Genomic DNA, 21,585 nt, shown 5'->3' on the forward strand with positions numbered 1-21,585 from the left:
ATGGCGCAAAAACTTCAACATATAACTGACCTGGCAGAAATTCTTTTTGCTCACGGTGTTGAAGATGTGGTTATCTCGCCGGGTTCGCGGAACGCTCCTTTAATTTGGGCTTTTTACAAACGTTTTGGTGAGAAATGCCGGAGTTTGGTTGATGAACGGAGCGCTGGATATTTTGCGCTCGGTCAGTCGTTAATTACAAGGAAACCTTCCGTTTTAGTTTCAACGTCAGGAACGGCCATTTTAAATTATGCGCCGGCAATTGCGGAAGCTTTTTATCAACAGGTTCCGCTTTTGGTTCTCACTGCCGACCGACCTGCAGAGTGGATTGGGCAGCAGGACAACCAGGCCATACAACAGGAAAATATTTTTCAGAACTATATAAAAGCAAGCTATTCGTTTCCGGTGGAATCTTCCAATTCTGATGATCTTTGGATGGCATACCGAACCATAAACGAAGCTTTTTATAAAACGACTTCGGGAAATCCGGGGCCGGTGCATATAAATGTTCCTTTGCGTGAACCTTTGTATGAAAACCTGCCGGAACCCACAGAAAATATTCCCGTACTTCAGAAAGAAAAACCGGAAAGTATGTTGCCTGCAAACAGCTTATTACGGAAAGACTGGCAAAAAGCAGGGGCAATTATATTGGTTTGCGGGCAACTTTCGCCGGACAAGAATTTAAAAGAAACAGTTAACAAATTGGCTGCCGATTCACGTGTTGTTGTCGTTGCGGAACCACTTGCCAATTTGGACAATGAAATTGGATTGACGAATCCGGAAGTTATTTTAAATAGTAAAACTCAATATCCCAAAGAAGCCATTCCTGAATTGGCGATTTATTTTGGCGGGCAGGTGGTTTCAAAAAAAATCAAGCTTTTTCTTCGTGAACTGAAGAATACAAAATTTTGGTTTATTTCACCTGGAGAACAACTGATTGACACGTTTCAAAATATAAGCGGACATATTCAGGCTGAGCCTCTTTCTGTTTTGAAAAGTTTGAATGCTCAATCAACAGGAACCGACAGCGCGTTCAAAAAATTCTGGAAGAAGGAAAAACAGAATGCAACCTTTTTAACTGAAAAATACAATAGAGAAATTGCTTATTCAGATTTGAAAGTTTTCAGTCAGCTTTCGGAAACTTTACCTGATGATGCAATTGTTTTTGCAGGGAACAGCAGCATTGTTCGTTATCTTTTGTATTTCAGCCAAAAGCAGCGAAGGTATTATTCCAATCGCGGAGTTTCCGGAATTGACGGTTGTTTGTCGTCGGCAGCCGGGCTGGCATCAAAAACAGAAAAACCGGTTTTTGTGATTGTTGGCGATTTGGCGTTTATTTACGATTCCAATGCCCTGTGGAATCGAGATCTTCCGAAAAACCTGAAAATTATTTTGGTGAATAATGAAGGAGGTGGAATTTTTCATTTGCTAAAAGGGCCTTCGCAAAACGAAGCATTTTCGCCGCTCGTAAATGCGCATCATCCCGTTGATTTCAAAAAGTTAAGTGAAGCTTTTGGTTTGAATTACAACTTGTGCGAGTCGGAAAGTGAACTTAAATCTTCCATTCAAAAAAGTTGCAAAGACAGCGACAAAGCTGAGATATTGGAAATAAGAACTCCGAACAACGGAGAGCCACAGATAACAAAAAATTTTTTCAAATTTTTAAATGCGAATTATGGAAAGAAAATGGATAACGCTTAAAGAGTACAGCGAAATAAAATTTGAATTTTTTGAAGGGATTGCCAAAATTACCATCAACCGTCCGCGATACAGAAATGCTTTTACACCCGACACTACGCAACAAATGTGCGATGCGATGGTGCGTTGCCGCGAAGACGCGAATATTTCGGTTGTTGTTTTTACAGGTGAAGGCGACAAAGCTTTTTGTAGTGGCGGCGACCAAAATGTAAAAAGTTTTGCAGGCTACATTGGCAGCGATGGTGTTCCCCGTTTGAATATTCTCGATTTGCAAAAACAAATTCGCTCGATTCCGAAACCGGTAATTGCCATGGTAAATGGTTATGCGATTGGCGGCGGGCACGTTTTACACGTGGTTTGCGATTTGAGCATTGCTTCTGAAAATGCAATTTTTGGTCAGACCGGCCCGAAAGTAGGAAGTTTTGATGCAGGTTTTGGTTCGTCGTATTTGGCGCGTGTGGTCGGTCAGAAAAAGGCGCGTGAAATTTGGTTCCTTTGCGAACAGTATTCAGCACAGGAAGCGCTTGATATGGGCCTGGTAAACAAGGTTGTTCCGCTCGATAAATTGGAAGACACTGTTGTTGAATGGGCGCAGAAAATGATGGAACGCAGTCCGTTGGCACTTCGAATGATTAAAGCCGGATTAAATGCCGAACTTGACGGACAGGCCGGAATCCAGGAATTTGCAGGAAACGCCACGATGCTCTACTACATGACGGAAGAAGCGCACGAAGGTAAAAATGCATTTTTGGAGAAAAGGAAACCGGATTTTTCAAAATACCCGAAATTTCCTTAATTTTCAGGTATGGAGAAGTTGAAATTCTGGATAGAGGCTTTTCGTTTGCGGACCTTGCCATTGGCATTGTCAAGCGCAATTCTGGGGAGTTTTCTGGCGTATGCAAACGGCCAGTTTAGTCCCCTGGTTTTTGGATTAGCCATTTCTACCACTATATTTTTACAAATTCTTTCGAATCTCGCCAACGATTTTGGTGATTCGCAACACGGAACGGATAACGCCAATCGCGTAGGGCCGGAGCGCTCTGTACAATCCGGTAAAATTTCCAAAAAGGAGATGAAACGGATGATTGTGGTGTTCATTATCCTGTCGTTTATTTCCGGTGGTTTGTTGATTTTTTCTGGAATAAAAACAGCCAACGCCGGAATGATGATTTTATTTTTTGTTTTGGGAATTGCCAGTATCGTTGCGGCGATAAAATATACTGTTGGAAAAAATCCCTACGGATACTCGGGTTTCGGAGATATTTTTGTGTTTGTTTTTTTTGGATTACTGGGCGTTTGCGGAACGTTTTTTCTGCATACAAATCAGTTTGAGCCGCTTTTGTTGTTACCGGCTGCTTCGATTGGATTTTTGAGCGCAGGGGTTTTGAATCTGAATAACATGCGCGATATTAAAAATGATACCGCCAGCGGAAAACGAACTTTGGTGGTTCGCATCGGTTCGCAAAATGCAAAAGTTTACCACGCTCTGCTGATTATTTTATCGCCGGTTTTATCGCTGATTTATGTAATAAAAACCTGGCAATCGGTTTATCAGTTGATGTTTTTACTGTCGATTGTGCCGCTTGGTTTTCATTTGTATGAAGTGTTTAAAAATCATGTGCCTGACAAATTGAACAACCAACTAAAGGTGCTGGCACTCACTACTTTTTTCTTTTCCGTTAGCTATTCATTGGGAGTTTTTCTTGTAAAATGATAAATGCATCGGTTTCAAAACGAACGTTATTTTTCAAACAACCCGCAGGGACTTCGCGCGGCGTGTTAACCGAAAAAGAAGTCTATTTTCTTACACTTTTTGAAAAAGAAAATCCATCAAAAAGGGGGATTGGCGAAATTGCTCCGCTTCCCAAATTAAGTCCCGATGCCCTTCCAAATCTTGAAGAAATTTTAACAGAGCTCGTCAAAAAGATAAATCGCGGAGAAGAAATTCCCGCTTCTGAATTAGATGATTTTCCGGCGGTGCGTTTTGGTTACGAAACAGCTTTAAAAGGCTTGGAAACGGGTTCTCCGGTTTTGCTTTATCCCACGGAATTTACACAAGGCGAAAAAGGAATTCCTATCAACGGGTTGATTTGGATGGGAACCAAAGATTTTATGGTAAAGCAGGTGGAGGAAAAACTGGCTGCCGGTTTTACCTGTTTAAAATTGAAAATCGGAGCCATTGATTTTGAGTCGGAACTGGATATTTTACGTTCCATTCGTAAACGGTTTCCGGTTGAACAATTGGAAATTCGAGTGGATGCCAACGGCGCATTTCCTGCTGAGAAAGCACTTTTCATTTTGGAAGAACTGGCCACTTTTAATCTTCATTCCATTGAGCAACCCATAAAAGCGGGGCAAATTTATGAAATAAAAAAACTGTGTAAAGAAACACCGCTTCCGATTGCGCTTGATGAAGAGTTGATTGGAATTAGTGCACTCAAGGAAAAAGAGCAGTTGCTGGATGAAATTCAGCCTCAATATATTATTCTGAAACCGACACTTACCGGTGGAATAAAAGCTTCTGAAGAATGGATCTCCCTGGCTGAAAAACGAGGAATTGGTTGGTGGGTAACGTCTGCTCTCGAATCAAATATCGGGTTGAATGCCATCGCTCAGTGGACGGCAACTTTGAAAACAAACAATTTTCAAGGCTTGGGAACAGGAGCATTGTTTACAAATAACGTCAAAAGTCCGTTGTATGTTTCGGAAGGGTACATTCGTTACAATTCAAATGAAAATTGGGATTTAAAATTGTTGTGATGAACGTGGAAATAAAAGGATTAACCGTAAACAACCAATATTTTACAAAAACAGAATTGCTCCGGTTTTGTGAAAGTGAAATAGCGACTGGCTCAGCGCCCGGCTGGAAGTTGGATGTTTATCGTTTTATTTTGGATTTTTTGGGCGATTCAACAACAATTCAGCAGCAAACATCTGGAACAACCGGAGCAGAGAAAACGATTGAACTTTCCAAAATCGCAATGCTCACTTCTGCCCAAAATACAGTTGATTTTTTCCACTTAAAGGAAGGCGATTGGGCTGTGCTTTGTCTGCCGGTTCAATACATTGCCGGGAAAATGATGGTGGTTCGTGCTTTGCTGGCCGGATTAAATTTAAAGTTGATTCACCCCACAGGAACGCCTGATTTCGCTGGAATTGGCCACATCGATTTTTGTGCAATGGTTCCCATGCAGGCGACACATTTGTTGGAGAAAAATTTGTGGCCGAATATAAAAACGCTGATTCTGGGTGGTGCAGAAACCGGTTCGGATTTGTTGGCTCAGCTTCAGCAAGTGGAGACGCAGGTTTTTGAAACTTATGGAATGGCAGAAACCTCTTCGCATGTTGCCTTAAAAAAACTAAACGGCAAAGATGTAGAAGATACGTTTACTGCTTTGCCCGATGTTCAGCTTTCAACCGATGAGCGGGATTGTTTGGTAATTGAAACGACTTATCTTCCTGGAAAAATTATTACTAACGACAGAGTAGAAATGGTTTCTCCTAATAAATTCAAATGGTTGGGGCGCTTCGACAATGTGATTAACTCCGGCGGAATAAAAATTCAACCCGAAACTTTGGAAAAACAATTTGAAGACATTCTGCAAAAAACATGTACTGTTTTAGCATTTCCCGATGAGCTGCTGGGACAAAAAATGGTGTTGGTTGTAGAAACTTCTGAAAAAGTAATTTCTGAAGAAATTTTGGAAAAATTAGCGCTACATTTTGATCGGAAACTGCTTCCCAAAGCCGTGTTTTTTGTCGCAGAATTTCCTCGAAATAAATCGTTCAAAATCGACCGAAAAGCCTTGTCGAAACTTGTTTTAAAATTCTGATTTGGGCTGAAAAATTATTTGTATCGTTAATCAGTAAAAAGTGGAATTTGTATCTTTCTTAAAATCCCATAGCTTTTTTTATCACGGTCATTTCTTCTTCCGAAGTCAGCATTTTTAATAATTCAAAGGCAACTCTTGGAGCAGTCTCCGGACAATAAGAAGTAATAATATTACCGTCAACTACAACAGGCTCATTCACAACATTCACCCCAAATTCTTTTAGTTTTTGTTGAAAAATCCCGTCTTTTAAGTGGTAAGTGGTTCCTCGCCGATTTTCAAGAACGCCGCTTTTGGCCACAGGGAATGCCCCCGAACAAATGGATGCAATGATTTTACCTTTTGCATTAAATTCCCGAATTAGTTGTAAAAACTGCTCGTCATAAGCTTCTTCATAATAACCAAATTCGCCAAATCCGCCCGGAATAGCGATGGCGTCATATTCGTCAACGTTTATTTCTTCAATGGTTTTATCGACGATTACAGGTACATTAAAAGTGCTCATCACTTTATTAGTAAAACCACAGGTGTCAACTAATAAATCATGTCCATAGTCAACCCTTGCCCAGCCGAGAACATCTATAAAAACACTAAATTCCATCGTTTCAAACGCTCTAGGCAGAAACACTACTACTTTCTTTTTTTGCATATTCTTTTTAGTTATTAATTGGTTTTGTTGTTCTTACCTTAAAGACTGTTTATAAGCCACCGGTGGTATACACATTATTTTTTGTCTAAAATAAAGGTTTCTTTGGCTATTTATTGCTTAATTGGCCAATGATTTTTTAGGATTTTATAACCTTTATATTTGTTTGCTTTTTTAAATTCTTACGAACAACTTCAAGTTAATTAAACCATGTTTCGAACACTTATGACTACGATCTCGCGCCAGCGAGAGGATTGTCCAAAAACAAAGCTTTCCATCAAGGATGCCCTTGAAAAATTGATGCGGACAATACCGCCCGAAAACTTCTAAAGTCCTTATGCATTACACACATTGTTGTCGTGTTATTGTTTTTATTAGTCCATTATTAATCTGACAAAGAATCCAGATGATTCAGAATACTTTGTTCAACGTTCATTTTCAAAATAGTGATAGAAATTGCAGTGCAATAATTATTGAGAAAACAACAAATTGAGGAATCGTGACTTTAAAAACTTCCCGATGGAAAAACCCTGCAATAATCAAACTTGTGATGAAGTTGATTAAAACTATACCTACCGGGAAATATGCCGAAGTTCCGGGCAATTGAATTATATCAGCTGATACTAATACCTGAATTATTCCAACAGCAAATAACAATACTCCTCCCTGAAAAATCATAATCCTTAAGGAGCCAATCATAACAGAATCATTGCTTACCTTTTTCAGTTCCGGTACTTGTTTCTTTTCTCCATAAATATTATGAGCAATACTTATTAAAATGATAATTACCCCCGCTGCAATTCCCATAATTCCTCGATTTTAATTGATAAATTTAAACTCACGGGCACATGCTATTACCAGCAACAAAAATGTCAGGAATGAACTGATTGTTCGAATCAGGTTCAGACGATTCCATTTGCTTTCAAACCCTTTTCGGAATTCAGCCATTTGTTCTGGTGTCATCGATTCAATTTGTAAGGCTTCGAGCGCATTGTTTAAAGGTACATTGCCTCCAATGGTTACCCCCATTATTCCAACAAAATAGAAAATGGTAGCTAAAATAACATACCAAAACTGGTTGTGAATTGAAGTCTGAAATGATAAATAACTTAGCACAGGCAGTAATATCACCAAGCCAAAAAAGACAACAAAAAACAAGGGGTTCAGAATTGCCCTGTTCATCGACTGAAAAGCCTGAAGGTAACTAACATCATTAATTTTGGCTAGTCCTGGAGTGACAGAAATAGACCATGAATAAAACAATCCGGACATTAAACCTGAAAACAGGGTTGATATAATTAAAATATTTGTATTCATTATTAATTAATTCTAAAAGACATTTTGTTGAAATATTACATTCATTGCTATGCCTGAGCTTGTTTTGTTACCTTTAATTTCCAGTATGCGGCAACAACAGCCACATATTCAAAGCCAATTAGCCAGAAACCCGGATCTCCAAAAAATGCGAGATGATTTCCACCATTTGGAATAATGAATACCGGGACGGTGATGATCGCATCGAGTACAATCGCACTCGAAAACAGGACACTTCCCAACACAAACCCCTGAGTAGTGTTTCCTCTGCGATAGTAGAGGTAGGCTCCAAAGTAAGCCGTAGGAATAATAGCCGCCATAAGCACAATATTGGCTTGAAGATCAGGATCCTCCATGATTGGTACATAATATGACCCAAGAAATGCAAGAATCCCAAGAACATAAACGACCAAACAACTAATTATTACATGTTTTAAATTTATATTTTTCATCTGTTTAAAATTTTGAATTAATTGAAAAAAGATCAATAAGTAGTGTTGGCTTATTAAGCCAGTTTCCACTTACTTATCGATATCATGTTTAATAATTATGTACTTCCTGATTCCAAACACCTGTTTCCATTGTTTTTGCAACATAATCCCTGAAATCCGTTGCTTCTCTTCCCAGTACCTTTTGTACATCATGCGAAACCTCCTGATTGTCTGGATTTCCTAAAACTTCTTCGAACAGATAGCCAAACAACCACACATACGAATCAGGTAATCCGGCTGCTTTCATTCCATCTTTGAATTTTTCGATTGAAATGGGTTGATAATGAATTTCCTTTCCTATTCCAGCAGCTATTGTTTCTACGGCCTCCCTGAAAGTTATTTTCCGTGGTCCGGTCACGGTTACGGTTTTTCCATTATAGGAATCATCGACAAGTACTTTGGCAACTACCTCAGCAATGTCATCTGCATCCACAAACGGTATTTCTGCGTCGGGCATTGGCAGGGTAACTTTACCATTTAGTATAAACTCTAAGAATGCACCTTCGCTAAAATTCTGATTAAACCAGGAAGCTCTCACTGTTGTATAGTTCAGTCCTGATTCTGCAACAATCTGTTCGCAGGCTTCTGCTTCCTTCTCACCTTTACCAGAGAGCAACACCACTTTGTCCAATCCTGCTTTTAAAGCTTTATCAGTTAGTGTGCGTATCGCATCTCTTGAACCGGGCACTGCCAAATCCGGATAGTACACGATGTATGCACGGTCGATGTCCTTCAAAGCGGCATCGAACGAATTTGGATTTTCCCAATCAAATGCCGGGTTTGTTTTTCTACCTGCGATTCTTACGTCGTGACCTAATTGTGATAAGTTCTCTGCTACACGGCTACCGGTCTTACCGGTTCCACCGATTACTAAAATTTTATGTTTCATGGTTATTAAGAATTTATAATTGTTTTGAAATTTTTTACTAGTTGCAATTCGTACTCAATTCCTGATATTCCGAAAGTGATACGGTCGGGATCTCCTGGTCATTATTGATTTGGATGCAGGTTAAATTGGGATTGCGATCTACCCGAAGCTCCACGAGATTTTGGTTGCTGCTTACATTGAGTTCAGACAATGAATTACCCGATATGTACAGGTGGCTTAAATTATCGTTTTGCCCAAGGTCAATTGTTAGTATACGATTGTCAGAAAGCAGCAGCGTTTCTAATAATGGGTGTGTACCGAGATTTACAGAAGTAAGCTTGTTGCTGGTTAAAATGATACTTTTTAGCTTATTTGCATTTTCAATTTCAACGAATTTTAAATGATTATGACTGGCGAGCAATACTTCAATGGATTCACTTTTGAACGAAAGCGAATCCAGTAGATTCCAGGAGACATCAAGTTTTGTTAAACTTTCCAACTTTGATAGTCCAAGAATTGTATAGAGCTCATTTGCCTGAAGTAACACTGTATCCAGTTGGGTATTGTGGCTCAAATCAATATCTTCAATCAGATGACCTGAAGCAGATAAATAGGTAAGGTTGGTAAAACCTTCAATACCTGTTAAGTCTCTAATGTACTTATTGGAATTAGAAAAGTTTAGATTTAAATGAGTAACTCCCAGCGCATCAGTTCCCGAAATTTTTTGATTGACTACTCCATCTGAATCTATGTTTTGCTCAATCAGTATGGATTCAAATTGATTGTCCGGAATGTATACGAAATCATTGATGAGGTCTATGCGTTCATCATCCTTTGTGCAGGAAACAATAAAGAAAATGAGTGTTATTAAACTTAGCAGGATGAGTACACTTCTTGAAAATTTGGCGCCATCTATAAAATTCGATTTCAACTTCCTTTCAACTTTCCATTGCCTATCCCTTTTTCTTGTTGTTTCTATTCGGATATTATACTTCTTTCGTTTTGGTCTTTCTTCTACCAGGCTGCTACTGATCTTATCAGTACATATGTTTTCCAAAATATTGTCTTTCATTTTGTTTTGAATTTTAATTACGTAATTATTCACAAAGCAAAATTATGTTGGGAAGGAGATAAATGCTTGACTCTTAAAGCCAATCTTTTGACACTTTGCGCCAGAGGTATTTTTATTACATTTTACGAAATTCTGCAGGAGACTGATTTGTCCGGTTTTTGAAAGAACGACTAAATGCACTTTGATTCTTCTTCAAACCTTAACATTGATAGTAAATGGTTTATTCTGTTTTTGTATTGAAAAGTACATCAGCGTTTACCCAATAAACTTCTCCTTTTTCAACACCTGCCCATCCTTTCTTTTCAGGAGTATTATATCTTCGGGAGTAGATAAAATATTTTCCGTCAGAAGACATATACGGACTATAATAACGCCAGTTGCTTTCATAGTTTAACGGTATTTCTTTCGGTTTTGTCCATTCACCATTATTATTAAAGGTTATTTGAAATTTACCTTGTCCATTAGTAATGGCATACTGCTCATCTGGTGAAACATAAGTGATTAGTTCTTTTTTCTCTGTCTTAGTGTTAATGATAACAGGTGTTCCAAATTTTCCATTTCCTAAATATTGTGCACGATATGTGTTCATTCCGCCTTCATCACTTGGTCTATTTGAACGAAAATATAAACTTCCATCTGCTGTTACAACAGGGTAGGTTTCTAAATATTCCGTTGAAACTAAAAAATCCACTTTCGAGGCTAATTCCCATTTACCGTCCACTTTTTTACTCTTGTATATGTCTGGTGGTATCGTGTAAAGTTCTTCCCGGGTTACATCATTTTTATAAAGCTTAGGGTCAACACCGAGAAAATACATTGTCTTTCCATCTTTGGTAATTGTAGGGTCACAGGCAACAGAAACTAAGACATTATCATCGTACAATTTAATGGGTTTAATTTCAGACCACTTGCCATTAATTAATTCAGAATGGTGAATGACAAAACTGTTGTCCACAATTCTTGAAAAGAACATTTCTGTATTGTCATCATTAAAAACTACATTAAGTTCTATACTGTCCGTATTAACAATTGATGGTGCAAATAATTCCGGGATTGCAGAAGGGGGCTCCTGGTCGAAATATAAAACCGTATTGTTTTTACAACTAAAAATTGCTGCAATGATTAAGAGAATCGATATAAATTTATGCATAACTGTTAAAACATTTATTAATGGTCTCGGCTATCATTAGCCGGGGATTTTACCCCATAATGTTTCTTACGTAATTATTCATCAAGCAAAATTAATTTTTGGGAAGAGATAAATGCTTGACCCTTAAAGCCAATCTTTTGACACCTTGTGCCAGGGGAGGATTTTTATTCGATTTTACGAAATTCTGCAGGAGACTGATTCGTCCAGTTTTTGAAGGCACGACTAAACGCACTTTGTTCCGAAAAACCCGTTTCAAAAGCAATTTCAGCAATACTTCTTGTTGAGTTTTTGAGAAGATCTTTTGAAACTTCTTCCTGTATTCTTTTAATCAGGTCTCTGAAAGTAAGGTTATTTTCAGATAAGCGGCGGGTAAGTGTACGTCTGCTCATACCCATAATTTGCCCTATTTGTTCAACACCCGGGATGCCGCTAGGCAATGCATCTTTAATCAGATTTTCAACCTCAAAAACAATTTTATTTGCGCTTAATTCTATACCTTTTTCTTCTTCTTCAACTCTTTCAACCAGGAACCGATTAATGCTTTCATCAGCTTTTGCGGTCCTCATGTCCAGATCTTCCTTTTTGTAGGCAATGTAGTTTTGTGGTTGATTAAACAGAATGGGACAGTTGAATGCCCTGGTATAATCGTCAAGTTTTCGCGGAGGAGCGTGTTTAAATGAAACCTCTACAGGGGAAATGTCGGATTCTGTCATCGCCCGAAGCACAACAACTGTAGCAGATAATGTAGCCTCATTGGATAATTCGATACCCCGGCGATACGCATCACGATTTAAGAAAACACGAGATGTTTCGATATCTTTTTCAATCTTAAACAAATAGGTGTTTGATAACAACTTAAAATACCGTTCACTTCGTTCAAAAATCTCGCCCGCCCACGAACAAGTCTTCCAGGATAATCCTAAAACTCCATAATCTTCCATTTTCATTTGTTGACCGATTCTCACCGAGAATCCGGGTCCTAATGCTTTATCTAAAATTTCATGCAGCTCAAAAAAATGATTTGCCGGAACAACCTGAATTTTGTCGATAGAATCAATGGGTGTTGGTAAATCGATGAAGTCATCTGGAGTCATGCCTTCATATAAAGCATGATTTATCATTTTACGATATAGATTTGTTGAGATGTAATTCATTTTATTATGCTCTATTTCATATTTATTGGCTAAGGTCATCCTCAAATAGCTTACACCTTGATATTTTGCACTTTCCCTGCCATTACTTATACAAAGTGTTAACGGCTGGCTTTTATCTTTTGAATTGAATATTAACTGTTTTCATACGCTTGTCTGGTGCAATTTTTTATTTTATTATCATTTACAAGTAAGGAAAAAATAACACAAAATCAATACAATTATCATTTAAGAAAAATTGTATTGATTTTATTATAGCTGCAAAAGTCCGGTCAAACTTAAATGAGCGGATTAATTGGAATTATGAAACCTAACTGTTAAGCACTTCCCATTTTTTCTTATTGAAATGCCAAAAAATCAATGAGATAATTAATACAAAAGTACAAAAGATTGGAACTTTAAACGATTCCATCAATCCACTCATCACTAATTGAGGGGAGATGTCGGTTGTTTTAACCATTGTTTCAAGTGCTTCAATCATTCCTCCAATTTGATTAAGAATGCCTGAGATAAACACAATAACTCCCAAAACTAACATAGCATCAACATTGCTTTTTTTGATGCTTTTCTTTTTCTTTAGATAAAGTTGAAAACTTAAAAGTGGTCCGTAAATAATCACCCCAAAAACGGATAATCCGATTAATAATAAGGTGAAACCGGCAAGCGTAGTAAATAAATATTCAAACATTGACATAATTGTTAATTTTTTAGTTAAACTAATTTGAATCAAATCTATGTCAAAAATTAACCTCCTATTTTATATTTATCTGTTTAGCCATTTTACCCTTTCAATTAGCTATTTAAACCCAGTCAATGACAAATAACCGATTTAGTCTGCCAATTAAATTGCAAAAAATGCATTTTAGCTAAGTTAATTCTATTATAGTGCAATTATACCGATATTTGCTTTGAAACAATGAATCTATCAGTTAAAAATATAGCCCGTATATCAATGCATATTATCTTTTGGTTTTGTGCTTGGTTCTTTTTCTTCTTTTACTATAAGAGGTATAGCGAAATAAACAGCTATACATTTGGCGCATCGTTTATAAACTTGATAGTTGCTATCACGACTGTATCTACGTTTAATTATCACTTAATCCCAAACATTCTACTAAAAAGTAAAAAAAGAAAGTTCTTCGCATATGCTTTTGTAACTATTGTAATGTTTTTCTATATCCAGTTGTTATTAACATTGCTTTTAGTTGTGAAACAATTATCAGACGGTTACCGCTTGTTTCCTGAGATGCTTGATATAGTGATGCTCTTTTTTAATCTGTTTTTTGTGGTTTCCACTGCTATTGCCATAAAGTTCTACAAAAGATGGAACGAGAAGGATTTTCAAGAGCAAAAGGTGCAAAAAGAAAAAGTGGAAGCAGAACTTCAAATGCTGAAAACACAAATCAATCCGCATTTTTTATTCAATACACTCAATAGTATCTATGTGTTAGCAATGAAACAATCGGAACTAACAGCAAATACAGTAATGAAACTTTCAGATATTCTGGATTATATTCTTTACCGGATTGATACACCTAAAATTGCGATATCAAATGAAATAAATATCATAGAGAACTATATCGAGCTTGAAAAAATCCGGTTCTCTAATCGTGTTGACCTTAATTTTAACACCGATTTAAAATCACAGGGTATTCAAATACCTCCTATGTTAATTATCCCATTCATTGAAAATGCTTTTAAACACGGAGTTGCAAAGTCCGTAGAAAAATCGTGGATAAAAATTTCTATAATAGAAACGGATGGGGTATTAAATATTCTTGTCGCAAATAGTAAAACACAAAGTAAAGTAGAAGATAAAATAGGAGGTATAGGATTAATGAATGTTAAGAAACGCTTGAACCTACTTTATAAAGAAAAATACCAACTCAATATTTTTGAAAAACAGATGCAATATACAGTATCTTTGTCTATACCAATAAACTAAAATATGATTAGATGTCTTATTGTTGACGATGAACATTTGGCTCGGGAAGCTATAAAAGCTTACATAGAAAAGATACCAGAGTTGGCACTTGTTGGTGAATGTGAAAATGCATTACAGGCTATGGCTTTCCTACGTAAAGAAAATATAGACCTGATTTTTCTTGACATTGAAATGCCTGAGATTGATGGAATATCGTTTCTGAAGTACGTTAAAAATAATCCTAGAGTAGTCTTTACTACTGCTTATCGCAATTATGCTATAGAAGCATTTGACTTAGATGTTATTGATTATTTGTTAAAACCAATTTCATTCGAACGCTTCGTTTTGGCGATTAATAAATTTTACGAACGAAAGAATAGTAATGTTAGTCATAATGAAACAAATAAAACCAATCGAAATTTCATAAACATTAAAGCCAACCGAAAAACCTATAAAATTGATATTGTAAATATTGACTACATCGAGAGTTTGAAAGATTATGTGAAAATTATCTGTGCTGATGAATCAATTATAACACACGATTCTTTATCAAATTTTGAAACTATTTTAAAGGAGTATGGTTTTATCAGAACTCACAATTCCTTCTTGGTTGCAATAGATAAAATTAAATCATTCAATTCAGAATCAGTCTTTCTTAAGAATAAAGAACTTCCAATTTCAAGAACTTATAAAAAATTTGTCTTATCTCATTTGGAAAGATAGCAACATTATCAGTTATTCGCTGCTTCGTTAATTTAAGCTTCCGACTAACGTCAAAGTTAATATTCTGATTTATTGATATTTAGTTGTTTTGCTTTTTTCATTAAATAACGGCTAAGAAGACGTTAGCAGAAAAACTCAACTGTTTTTCATCAGTAGGAGGATTGCGCCTAACGGTCACTTGTAAGTTGTCGTTGCGGATTGCGAAGAGCGTCAGTGTCCGATAGGACATGACGGTCAAGAAAGGAGCTGCGGCAACGAACACCACTGCACCCGCCCTGCAATTTGCAATTTGTTATGCCTAGTATGTGTGTCCTGCGATGAATCAGGGCACTTTCAAATATAAAGTTTCTGTTTAACAGAGACAAAGTTCTTTGAAATTGATTCATCATAACTTTAAATGAGATGAGAGGAATCTATCATGTTGTCAATATTGTCCTAATATGATATTGACACGGCTGACATGATATTTTTGGTCTCTCGAATACGCTTTGCTGGAAGTGTATTCAATCCACCCAGTGGTGCTTCCTTTTCAAGAGGTTGGTACTGAACGACTCGGGAAAAGGCAGAAAACCTGCAAGCAGGAAATCTGTCAAGAGTGGGTATAGGAGCTGAACGAAAGTGAACCGCTCGATGAGGCTTCGATAATAACGTATGCGATACTGAAAACCAATGGCCGGACTGTACGTTGGGATAAGTGCAGAGATAACCTGGAAACGCCAGTCAAATTGGCCTGGGGTGGTCAATTTGACTGGCGTTTCCAGTTAACGGTTTAAAATAATTCTCTTTGCCGTTTTTGAAAGTTTGTGAATATTGTTCTATCCCTGATTTACAGTTTTCATTTTCAGACGGGTAGAGATAAATAAAATCACCAGTTTTATAGTCTTTATTTTTTATGAACATACTCAAAACCAAAAGGTGGTCTCTCCAAATTTGTTGTATTGGTTTTTCTTTTAATTTGTCGAGCATTGTCATATTGAAGATTTCTGATTGAATAGAAATTTCTTCGTAAGTCTCTTTGTGAGTTGCAGGTTCATCAAGTAGATTTTCTGCATATTTTACTTCTATTCCGAAAAAACATTTCTCGGTCAATTCATTTTCGTAAACCACAAAAACATCAAATGCGGAACTGTCTCCAGTATATTTTAAACTTTTTCTGCCAAGTGAATATTCAAATTCAATTGCTGTTACATTTTTAATCTTTCGGTCTGGATATAACGCTTTGAAAGTTGAAGTCGCAAGTTTGAGGTTAAGTTTTAATTCTCCGAAGACGTTGAATGCTAACGGCTGACTCGAAAGTAAATTATTCCAAATTCTTGGCTCTTTAATTACTTTTCTGTCAATGTGTTTATTTTGAATTTCTTGTTTTACGATTTCAAAAATTGTCTTTGTCAAAAAGTTGGCACCTGTCTTTTTCGCAAAGCTTAATTCTAAGAAATTTCCATACTTGTCAAATTTATAACCTTTTTCAGTTCTCCAAATGCTTTGTAATAGTCTTGCTTTGGATGCAAAATCGGTTTTGTCGTTGTAATCTGTCTCGTATTTTTTTCTTAGTTCTTTGCTTGGTTTCATTTATTGTCAATTTACGTAGCGATGTTTTTTTCGCTGTCTAGTCCTAGAATACGGCTACAGGTTAAACATTGTGTTAAGCTACATTATAAAACACGGTATTTGGTGTTTTGTACCTTAAAGATACATGAAGCCTTTTATTATTGTAAACTTTAATTGCACTTTTTGTTGCCCGTTTTGCATGAGCAGTTGAAAAGAAGCATTGGTCGAGGTAGAACTCGTCTTTCAATATTCCGTTTACCCTTTCTGCAATAGCATTTTCATAACAATGTTTTTCTTCAGTCATACTGATTTTTATGCCTTTTCTTTTTAGTTCATTTACATACATATGGCTGCAATACTGCACACCCCTGTCGGAGTGGTGTATAAGCCCGGCCGCTGGCTTTGTGTGCCACAGGGCCTTTCGGAGGGCCCGTAGGCACCCCGCCAGCTCCAGCGAATCGCTGAGGTCATGCCCGATTATCTTCCGTGAATACATGTCCGTTATAAGGGCCAGGTAGCAAAAGCCTTTCACAGTCCGGATATAGGTTATGTCCGAGACCCACACCTGGTTGGGCTTTGTAACCTGCACCTCTTTTATCAGGTTGTTGTATTTGTGGAAATGGTGGTAGGAGTTGGTTGTTTTAGCATAAGCCCTCTTCCTTTTTACCAACATATTATTAGCCCTTAGGATATCAAATAGCGAGTCCCTACCTACCTTGATATGTGTAGATTTAAAAGATGGCAGCAAGGTTTCGTATAACTTGCGTACACCAACCCTTGACTGCATTTTACGTTCTTCTTTTACAAGCTCTATTACCCGTGATTCAACGGACTTATACCGTTTCCACCGTTGCTGGTATTTATAGTATGCATCGCGCTTAAGGTTAAAGCAAGCACATACTTTTGACATGCTTGCTATAGCTGTTTGTTTCGTAATCGCAGCAGCCTTCATCAGGGCTTGATGTTTAAATTTTTTTTTAACTCATCCACGTTCTTGTACCCCAGTTTTTCTGCTGCCACTTCCAGATATGAGTCCAGGGCCAATTTGTCGAGGTCTTTCTTAATTAACAACTCTTTTAGTTGCTTGATTTCCTTTTGCAAGGCTTTCAGTCGGGATGTTTCTCCTTCTGTTTCCACTAGAATTCTTGTGTTCATTAAATCTTTCCGGTTGTACTTTTTTACCCATTCATTTATGGTAGTCCGGTTAACGCCATAAATGTCCCCTAGTTCTCTCTTGGAATATTTTCCTGTACTAAGTTCGGCTAAAATTTTGAGTTTGAACCCCTCGCTGTATCTTCTTAAGATACCATCATTTTTATACATATTTGCTACATTTTGTGTAGCCTTTTTTTAGGACGGGTCAAACTTGCCGTTAACGGTCACTTGTAAGTTGTCGTTGCGGATTTCGGAGCTCGTTCCTGTCCGGCAGGACGGAACGATGTTGCGAGAATCCAGCGAACGACACACCACGAACCCCGCAATGCAATTTACAATTTGTTAGGGCATCGTTATTTTTCTTTATTTATGTTTAATTTTTCCAATAGATTTTTCTGTAAATCCAATTTTATATTTGCCAATTCAACTTTCATTTTAAAGTCATCATTTGCATAAGGTTCATTATATATTTTATTGAATCCTTCAATAATAAAATCTAAAATTTTATCTGTTCTTTCAGGAGACTGAAACTCTTCAATTTGAGTAAGTAGTTCAATGTGTGACTTTATAGTCATAGCCAGAGTAGTTTTAAAACTGTATTTGTCATGTAGTTTTTTTACTTTACTATATTGAGTTGAACAAAAAACTAGATAATATACAATAGGCGAAAGAATTAGAAATCGAACATAAAAGTTATAATCGAAGTTATTGTCTTTTATATCCCAGCCATAAAGTACTAATTGGCAAATAAATAACCCAATTAAACAAACAAGCAATATTATAGACGTTATTAATATTCGTTTTTCCCAATTTTTGAAAGAATCTTTAAGGTTATTTCTCCTATTTCCAAATTCACCACTTAATCCGGTTTCATGGGCAATTTCATAAACATCTTGAATTTCTTCTCTTTTAGTATTCGATTCATTGAAAAGTCTTTCAATTTCAGCTAATAATTTTTTTGAGGTTTCATCTCTTGTTTTAATGTTCTTTTCAAGGCTTAATGTTTCAGTATTTCGACTTTTATTTTTTGTCAGAAAATCCTGAATTTCTTTATCTGCTTTTTGAATTTTTAAGAGCAGCGAATCAGTTTTATTTTTATTTTTTTCAGATGTTTCACTTAATCTACGAATATGCGAGTTTATGTTAGATAATTCTCTTGACTTTATTTTATATTCAGAAACAAATTTTTTTATTTCGTCATATTGCTTTGAACAATCTGATTTTATTTTTTCAAGTTCTCGAAGTTCTCTATTACTTGAGGTAATTTTAGCTCTAAAACCTGTCTCTTTGTTTTCAATTTTTTCAGAAAGTGGTAAGAATTTCTTGTCGTAAAAATTATTTGCTTGGGTAAGCAGAGTTTTTATTCTGTCTCTTTCTTTTCTAAAATTAGAAATTGCTTCTTCAGTCGTTGAATTTATCCTATTTAAGCTGTTTATTAGCTTTTTAAATTCTGTATCTTTTAAGTCAATATGACTGTAAGTTTTTTCAGCATCAATCTTGATACTTTCAACATTTTCTTTAATTTCAATAATTTCCTGAACTAGTCTATTTGCTAATTCTCTTTTTGATTTTAAGGTTTCATTTGTAGTCATATTGGTTGTTTTATAATGTGCCCTAACGGAAAATTATATGTTGTCGTAGCGGATTGCGGGTGATTGTCTGTCCGGCACGGACTAAGACAATCAGGCGGGAATCCGAGCTACGCATACACACAGAAACCGCTATGCAATATATAAAATGTTACAGCACGTTTTTATTTGTTTTTCATTGATTCTTCAATTATCCTACTCAAGTTTTCATTAATATCTGTCAGTTCTGATACAATCTTTTTTCCTTGAGAATAGTACTCTTGTTCAGTTGTTTCATAGTCAATTCTAAATCTTTTAAATCCCAGCGATAAAACAAAATCCTGTTTTTCAAAACGTCTTGAGTTTTTTCTCCTCTTAAATTTTATAATACCAGAAAAACTATCATTACTTTCTCCATACTCTTTTGCATTTTTCCATATTTCTGGTTGAGAAGTTACAATCGTTTTTAATTTTTGGTTTTTGGGAAGACAAGGAATTACTCCAAATGATATTGGTTTATTTGTTGCATGTTTTAAAGCTTTAGACCATTCTATAGCTACATCATAAGCGGAACCTCCTCCAATATTTTCAATCTCAAGATTTACAATTACCGAACTTTCAAAATCCCATTTTAAAATTAATTCTGGTTCTTGCTCATCTTCTGTTTTCCAAGTCGATTTGAGAGAAATGTAAACTGTAATCAAAGCAGTTACAACAGCTAATGAAGCAGCAATTGTATTCCACTCTTTTATTACAAATGCTTGTTTTGCCACAAAAACTATAATTATTCCTCCACCTGAAAGTAAAAATAGAGATAATCCTCTTCGAATTTTTTTTATGATTTTGTGGTTCATTTTCTCAAATTATTAGTCTTTTGATATTTCAAAATTTCTATCTGATTTGAAATAATAAAATGTTGTAGGTAACAATTGATTCTTTTCAATAATAATTAAACTATCAGAATCAAGCTTGATAATCTTGTACTCAGTTGTACCGAGTAAAAGATTTTCTTTTTCTCTTGAATATTTTGCTCTAAAACTCTGTGGTCCTTGTTTAAAATCAAGAATAGAATTTTCATTGAACTTTAAAACTATTTCTGGCTCTCGTTGAGCCTCTAAATTCTCAGATTTATCAATCGGCATAATCATTAAATCTGATTTAATTCCATTGTCTTTTTTGTCCAATTCCCAAACTCCAATTAAATCATTTTTTGGAGTCTTTTGTCCACAAGCAAATAATAGTAGAATTAATGATATTAAACTTGAAGTCAAGATTGTTTTTTTCATTGTAATGCGCTGTTTTTAAATGTGCTGTAACGGTTGGTACATGTTGTCGGGGCGGATTTCGGAGAGCGTTCCTGTCCGAAGGACACGGAACTGCGATGCGAGAATCCGCAGTTGGCGTACCACCGAACCCCGCCCTGCAATATGTACTGTGTTATAGCCAGTTTTTTATTTCGTTTACTTCGTTTTCAATTTCTGATAACTCAATTATCTCATCTTGATATTCAACTTTCGTCGTCGTACGTTTCCAAAATGGAAAGAACCAAGTCATTGCAGTACCCAAATTATATATTTCATCATCTCCAATTGTCAAGCTTGTTTTATGTTTGTATGGAAATCTACCTTTTAAATAATGTGTGATTTTCTTTTTCATCGTCAATAAATTAAAGAAAAGTTCAACCACCTCATTTAAATCGTCATACCTCGGGTCACAATGAATGTGAGTCATGCCATATCCAACTGTTAATTCACGAGAGTCAGACATTATCCATATTCCCGTTTCTCTAATTGAAAGATACTTTTCGTCTTTATTTTCAATAATCTCATTTGGGAAAACTTTATATAATAACTCTTTGATTTTCTCAAAAATTATCTCATGATTTTCCATTCTTATTCCAATTAAGGTTAAACCTTTTAATTACTTCATCATTTTCATTTAATGAGTCAGGCGGTAATGATGGACTTAATGCATGAAAAGGAGGATATCCTTCACTTTTGTGATATAAAAACTCTTTAAGTTTTGAAAATCTTCCGCAACATTCCAATGAAAAATAAGTGAAATTCTTATCTACATTTTCTACTTGAATATTTATCCATTCAGGGATTGCATAATCCATCCATAATAAATCAACTACATCCTCTATTTCAACTGGTTTTGATATTTGATTCAATTTCTTCACTTTTGGAAATGTAACTTCTCCGTCCTCTAAGCCTTCTCTAAAAGTGGAATTTATTTTAACAATAAACTTAAACTGTTCTGGCAGTTTATTAATTACCATTTCTTTTGTAAATGGGTAAACTTCATTTATTGCTTTTATCAGATTATTATGGAATTCTTTTTTGTCCATTATTTAGGATGTATCGTTAGTTTTAAAATTGGCTATAACGGTTGGTACATGTTGTCGGGGCGGATTTCGGAGAGCGTTCCTGTCCGAAGGACACGGAACT

Annotated in this window: 24 protein-coding genes; 7 read left to right on the forward strand and 17 right to left on the reverse strand. The window is 36.1% G+C overall.

Annotated features, from left to right (window positions below; all coding sequences use genetic code 11):
* Genes menD through GM418_RS13780 form a run of 5 tightly spaced genes read left to right on the forward strand, consistent with a single transcriptional unit; the run spans position 1 to position 5,528 of the window.
* A complete protein-coding gene (menD, locus tag GM418_RS13760) occupies positions 1-1,698 on the forward strand; it encodes a 2-succinyl-5-enolpyruvyl-6-hydroxy-3-cyclohexene-1-carboxylic-acid synthase (RefSeq protein WP_158867244.1) in 1,698 nt (565 codons plus the stop codon).
* A complete protein-coding gene (gene menB / locus GM418_RS13765) occupies positions 1,673-2,491 on the forward strand; it encodes a 1,4-dihydroxy-2-naphthoyl-CoA synthase (protein ID WP_158867246.1) in 819 nt (272 codons plus the stop codon). The genes menD and menB overlap by 26 nt, the downstream gene beginning before the upstream one ends.
* Before the next feature lie 9 nt (positions 2,492-2,500).
* Positions 2,501-3,409, forward strand: coding sequence for a 1,4-dihydroxy-2-naphthoate polyprenyltransferase (locus GM418_RS13770; protein WP_158867248.1), 909 nt, complete (start codon positions 2,501-2,503; stop codon positions 3,407-3,409).
* On the forward strand, positions 3,406-4,455 hold the full coding sequence (gene menC / locus GM418_RS13775; protein WP_158867250.1) for an o-succinylbenzoate synthase: 1,050 nt from the start codon (positions 3,406-3,408) through the stop codon (positions 4,453-4,455). Before GM418_RS13770 ends, menC begins: the two co-directional genes overlap by 4 nt.
* Positions 4,455-5,528 (forward strand): AMP-binding protein, encoded by a 1,074-nt coding sequence (locus tag GM418_RS13780; RefSeq protein WP_158867252.1) that lies wholly within the window; start codon positions 4,455-4,457, stop codon positions 5,526-5,528. Before menC ends, GM418_RS13780 begins: the two co-directional genes overlap by 1 nt.
* Positions 5,529-5,586: 58 nt before the next feature.
* Here GM418_RS13780 and GM418_RS13785 read toward each other — a convergent pair whose 3' ends face one another.
* The 9 genes from GM418_RS13785 to GM418_RS13825 form a co-directional block, all read right to left on the reverse strand.
* Complete coding sequence (locus GM418_RS13785; protein WP_158867254.1) at positions 5,587-6,174, reverse strand: DJ-1/PfpI family protein; 588 nt, start codon at positions 6,172-6,174, stop codon at positions 5,587-5,589.
* Between the two features lie 435 nt (positions 6,175-6,609).
* Complete coding sequence (locus tag GM418_RS13790) at positions 6,610-6,978, reverse strand: hypothetical protein (protein ID WP_158867256.1); 369 nt, start codon at positions 6,976-6,978, stop codon at positions 6,610-6,612.
* Positions 6,979-6,990: 12 nt separating this feature from the next.
* The gene (locus GM418_RS13795; RefSeq protein WP_158867258.1) at positions 6,991-7,488 is read right to left on the reverse strand and encodes an anthrone oxygenase family protein; all 498 of its coding nucleotides are present in this window, start codon (positions 7,486-7,488) and stop codon (positions 6,991-6,993) included.
* Positions 7,489-7,535: 47 nt separating this feature from the next.
* Entirely contained in the window at positions 7,536-7,937 is a 402-nt protein-coding gene (locus GM418_RS13800) for a DUF5367 family protein (protein WP_158867260.1), read from the reverse strand.
* Between the two features lie 88 nt (positions 7,938-8,025).
* Complete coding sequence (locus tag GM418_RS13805) at positions 8,026-8,865, reverse strand: NmrA family NAD(P)-binding protein (protein ID WP_158867262.1); 840 nt, start codon at positions 8,863-8,865, stop codon at positions 8,026-8,028.
* A gap of 37 nt (positions 8,866-8,902) precedes the next feature.
* Complete coding sequence (locus GM418_RS13810; RefSeq protein ID WP_217447791.1) at positions 8,903-9,916, reverse strand: leucine-rich repeat domain-containing protein; 1,014 nt, start codon at positions 9,914-9,916, stop codon at positions 8,903-8,905.
* Between the two features lie 220 nt (positions 9,917-10,136).
* Positions 10,137-11,066: a TolB-like translocation protein gene (locus GM418_RS13815; protein ID WP_158867264.1), complete on the reverse strand. Its 930-nt coding sequence runs from the start codon at positions 11,064-11,066 to the stop codon at positions 10,137-10,139.
* A gap of 164 nt (positions 11,067-11,230) precedes the next feature.
* On the reverse strand, positions 11,231-12,220 hold the full coding sequence (locus tag GM418_RS13820) for an AraC family transcriptional regulator (RefSeq protein WP_158867266.1): 990 nt from the start codon (positions 12,218-12,220) through the stop codon (positions 11,231-11,233).
* A 307-nt stretch (positions 12,221-12,527) separates the two neighbouring features.
* Positions 12,528-12,905: a hypothetical protein gene (locus GM418_RS13825; protein ID WP_158867268.1), complete on the reverse strand. Its 378-nt coding sequence runs from the start codon at positions 12,903-12,905 to the stop codon at positions 12,528-12,530.
* Positions 12,906-13,133: 228 nt separating this feature from the next.
* On the opposite strand from GM418_RS13825, the gene GM418_RS13830 reads away from it, so the two are divergent.
* On the forward strand, positions 13,134-14,162 hold the full coding sequence (locus tag GM418_RS13830) for a sensor histidine kinase (protein ID WP_158867270.1): 1,029 nt from the start codon (positions 13,134-13,136) through the stop codon (positions 14,160-14,162).
* Positions 14,163-14,165: 3 nt separating this feature from the next.
* Positions 14,166-14,864 (forward strand): LytR/AlgR family response regulator transcription factor, encoded by a 699-nt coding sequence (locus tag GM418_RS13835; RefSeq protein WP_158867272.1) that lies wholly within the window; start codon positions 14,166-14,168, stop codon positions 14,862-14,864.
* A gap of 720 nt (positions 14,865-15,584) precedes the next feature.
* On the opposite strand, the gene GM418_RS13840 is transcribed toward GM418_RS13835, so the two are convergent.
* From GM418_RS13840 to GM418_RS13875, 8 genes are all read right to left on the reverse strand, one after another.
* Complete coding sequence (locus tag GM418_RS13840; RefSeq protein ID WP_158867274.1) at positions 15,585-16,433, reverse strand: PGN_0703 family putative restriction endonuclease; 849 nt, start codon at positions 16,431-16,433, stop codon at positions 15,585-15,587.
* A gap of 73 nt (positions 16,434-16,506) precedes the next feature.
* Positions 16,507-17,364 carry an IS3 family transposase gene (locus GM418_RS13845; RefSeq protein WP_158867276.1) on the reverse strand — a complete coding sequence of 286 codons (858 nt, stop codon included), beginning with the start codon at positions 17,362-17,364 and terminating at the stop codon, positions 16,507-16,509.
* Entirely contained in the window at positions 17,364-17,735 is a 372-nt protein-coding gene (locus GM418_RS13850) for a transposase (protein ID WP_119350741.1), read from the reverse strand. Before GM418_RS13850 ends, GM418_RS13845 begins: the two co-directional genes overlap by 1 nt.
* A gap of 185 nt (positions 17,736-17,920) precedes the next feature.
* Positions 17,921-19,159, reverse strand: a complete 1,239-nt coding sequence (locus GM418_RS13855) for a coiled-coil domain-containing protein (RefSeq protein WP_158867278.1) — start codon at positions 19,157-19,159, stop codon at positions 17,921-17,923.
* A gap of 161 nt (positions 19,160-19,320) precedes the next feature.
* Positions 19,321-19,989 (reverse strand): hypothetical protein, encoded by a 669-nt coding sequence (locus GM418_RS13860; RefSeq protein WP_158867280.1) that lies wholly within the window; start codon positions 19,987-19,989, stop codon positions 19,321-19,323.
* A gap of 12 nt (positions 19,990-20,001) precedes the next feature.
* A complete protein-coding gene (locus tag GM418_RS13865) occupies positions 20,002-20,421 on the reverse strand; it encodes a hypothetical protein (protein ID WP_158867282.1) in 420 nt (139 codons plus the stop codon).
* Between the two features lie 151 nt (positions 20,422-20,572).
* The gene (locus GM418_RS13870) at positions 20,573-21,025 is read right to left on the reverse strand and encodes a hypothetical protein (protein ID WP_158867284.1); all 453 of its coding nucleotides are present in this window, start codon (positions 21,023-21,025) and stop codon (positions 20,573-20,575) included.
* Positions 21,012-21,485, reverse strand: coding sequence for a hypothetical protein (locus GM418_RS13875; RefSeq protein ID WP_158867286.1), 474 nt, complete (start codon positions 21,483-21,485; stop codon positions 21,012-21,014). The genes GM418_RS13870 and GM418_RS13875 overlap by 14 nt, the downstream gene beginning before the upstream one ends.
* Between the last annotated feature and the right edge of the window lie 100 nt (positions 21,486-21,585).

Source organism: Maribellus comscasis, assembly GCF_009762775.1.
Lineage (GTDB): Bacteria > Bacteroidota > Bacteroidia > Bacteroidales > Prolixibacteraceae > Draconibacterium > Draconibacterium comscasis.

What these genes read in the sequence shown, in the direction of transcription:
- menD (WP_158867244.1), top strand. Translation starts at nt 1, where the DNA reads ATGGCGCAAAAACTTCAACATATAACTGACCTGGCAGAAATTCTTTTT.
- menB (WP_158867246.1), top strand. Translation starts at nt 1,673, where the DNA reads ATGGAAAGAAAATGGATAACGCTTAAAGAGTACAGCGAAATAAAATTT.
- GM418_RS13770 (WP_158867248.1), top strand. Translation starts at nt 2,501, where the DNA reads ATGGAGAAGTTGAAATTCTGGATAGAGGCTTTTCGTTTGCGGACCTTG.
- menC (WP_158867250.1), top strand. Translation starts at nt 3,406, where the DNA reads ATGATAAATGCATCGGTTTCAAAACGAACGTTATTTTTCAAACAACCC.
- GM418_RS13780 (WP_158867252.1), top strand. Translation starts at nt 4,455, where the DNA reads ATGAACGTGGAAATAAAAGGATTAACCGTAAACAACCAATATTTTACA.
- GM418_RS13785 (WP_158867254.1), bottom strand. Translation starts at nt 6,174, where the DNA reads ATGCAAAAAAAGAAAGTAGTAGTGTTTCTGCCTAGAGCGTTTGAAACG.
- GM418_RS13790 (WP_158867256.1), bottom strand. Translation starts at nt 6,978, where the DNA reads ATGGGAATTGCAGCGGGGGTAATTATCATTTTAATAAGTATTGCTCAT.
- GM418_RS13795 (WP_158867258.1), bottom strand. Translation starts at nt 7,488, where the DNA reads ATGAATACAAATATTTTAATTATATCAACCCTGTTTTCAGGTTTAATG.
- GM418_RS13800 (WP_158867260.1), bottom strand. Translation starts at nt 7,937, where the DNA reads ATGAAAAATATAAATTTAAAACATGTAATAATTAGTTGTTTGGTCGTT.
- GM418_RS13805 (WP_158867262.1), bottom strand. Translation starts at nt 8,865, where the DNA reads ATGAAACATAAAATTTTAGTAATCGGTGGAACCGGTAAGACCGGTAGC.
- GM418_RS13810 (WP_217447791.1), bottom strand. Translation starts at nt 9,916, where the DNA reads ATGAAAGACAATATTTTGGAAAACATATGTACTGATAAGATCAGTAGC.
- GM418_RS13815 (WP_158867264.1), bottom strand. Translation starts at nt 11,066, where the DNA reads ATGCATAAATTTATATCGATTCTCTTAATCATTGCAGCAATTTTTAGT.
- GM418_RS13820 (WP_158867266.1), bottom strand. Translation starts at nt 12,220, where the DNA reads ATGAATTACATCTCAACAAATCTATATCGTAAAATGATAAATCATGCT.
- GM418_RS13825 (WP_158867268.1), bottom strand. Translation starts at nt 12,905, where the DNA reads ATGTTTGAATATTTATTTACTACGCTTGCCGGTTTCACCTTATTATTA.
- GM418_RS13830 (WP_158867270.1), top strand. Translation starts at nt 13,134, where the DNA reads ATGAATCTATCAGTTAAAAATATAGCCCGTATATCAATGCATATTATC.
- GM418_RS13835 (WP_158867272.1), top strand. Translation starts at nt 14,166, where the DNA reads ATGATTAGATGTCTTATTGTTGACGATGAACATTTGGCTCGGGAAGCT.
- GM418_RS13840 (WP_158867274.1), bottom strand. Translation starts at nt 16,433, where the DNA reads ATGAAACCAAGCAAAGAACTAAGAAAAAAATACGAGACAGATTACAAC.
- GM418_RS13845 (WP_158867276.1), bottom strand. Translation starts at nt 17,364, where the DNA reads ATGAAGGCTGCTGCGATTACGAAACAAACAGCTATAGCAAGCATGTCA.
- GM418_RS13850 (WP_119350741.1), bottom strand. Translation starts at nt 17,735, where the DNA reads ATGTATAAAAATGATGGTATCTTAAGAAGATACAGCGAGGGGTTCAAA.
- GM418_RS13855 (WP_158867278.1), bottom strand. Translation starts at nt 19,159, where the DNA reads ATGACTACAAATGAAACCTTAAAATCAAAAAGAGAATTAGCAAATAGA.
- GM418_RS13860 (WP_158867280.1), bottom strand. Translation starts at nt 19,989, where the DNA reads ATGAACCACAAAATCATAAAAAAAATTCGAAGAGGATTATCTCTATTT.
- GM418_RS13865 (WP_158867282.1), bottom strand. Translation starts at nt 20,421, where the DNA reads ATGAAAAAAACAATCTTGACTTCAAGTTTAATATCATTAATTCTACTA.
- GM418_RS13870 (WP_158867284.1), bottom strand. Translation starts at nt 21,025, where the DNA reads ATGGAAAATCATGAGATAATTTTTGAGAAAATCAAAGAGTTATTATAT.
- GM418_RS13875 (WP_158867286.1), bottom strand. Translation starts at nt 21,485, where the DNA reads ATGGACAAAAAAGAATTCCATAATAATCTGATAAAAGCAATAAATGAA.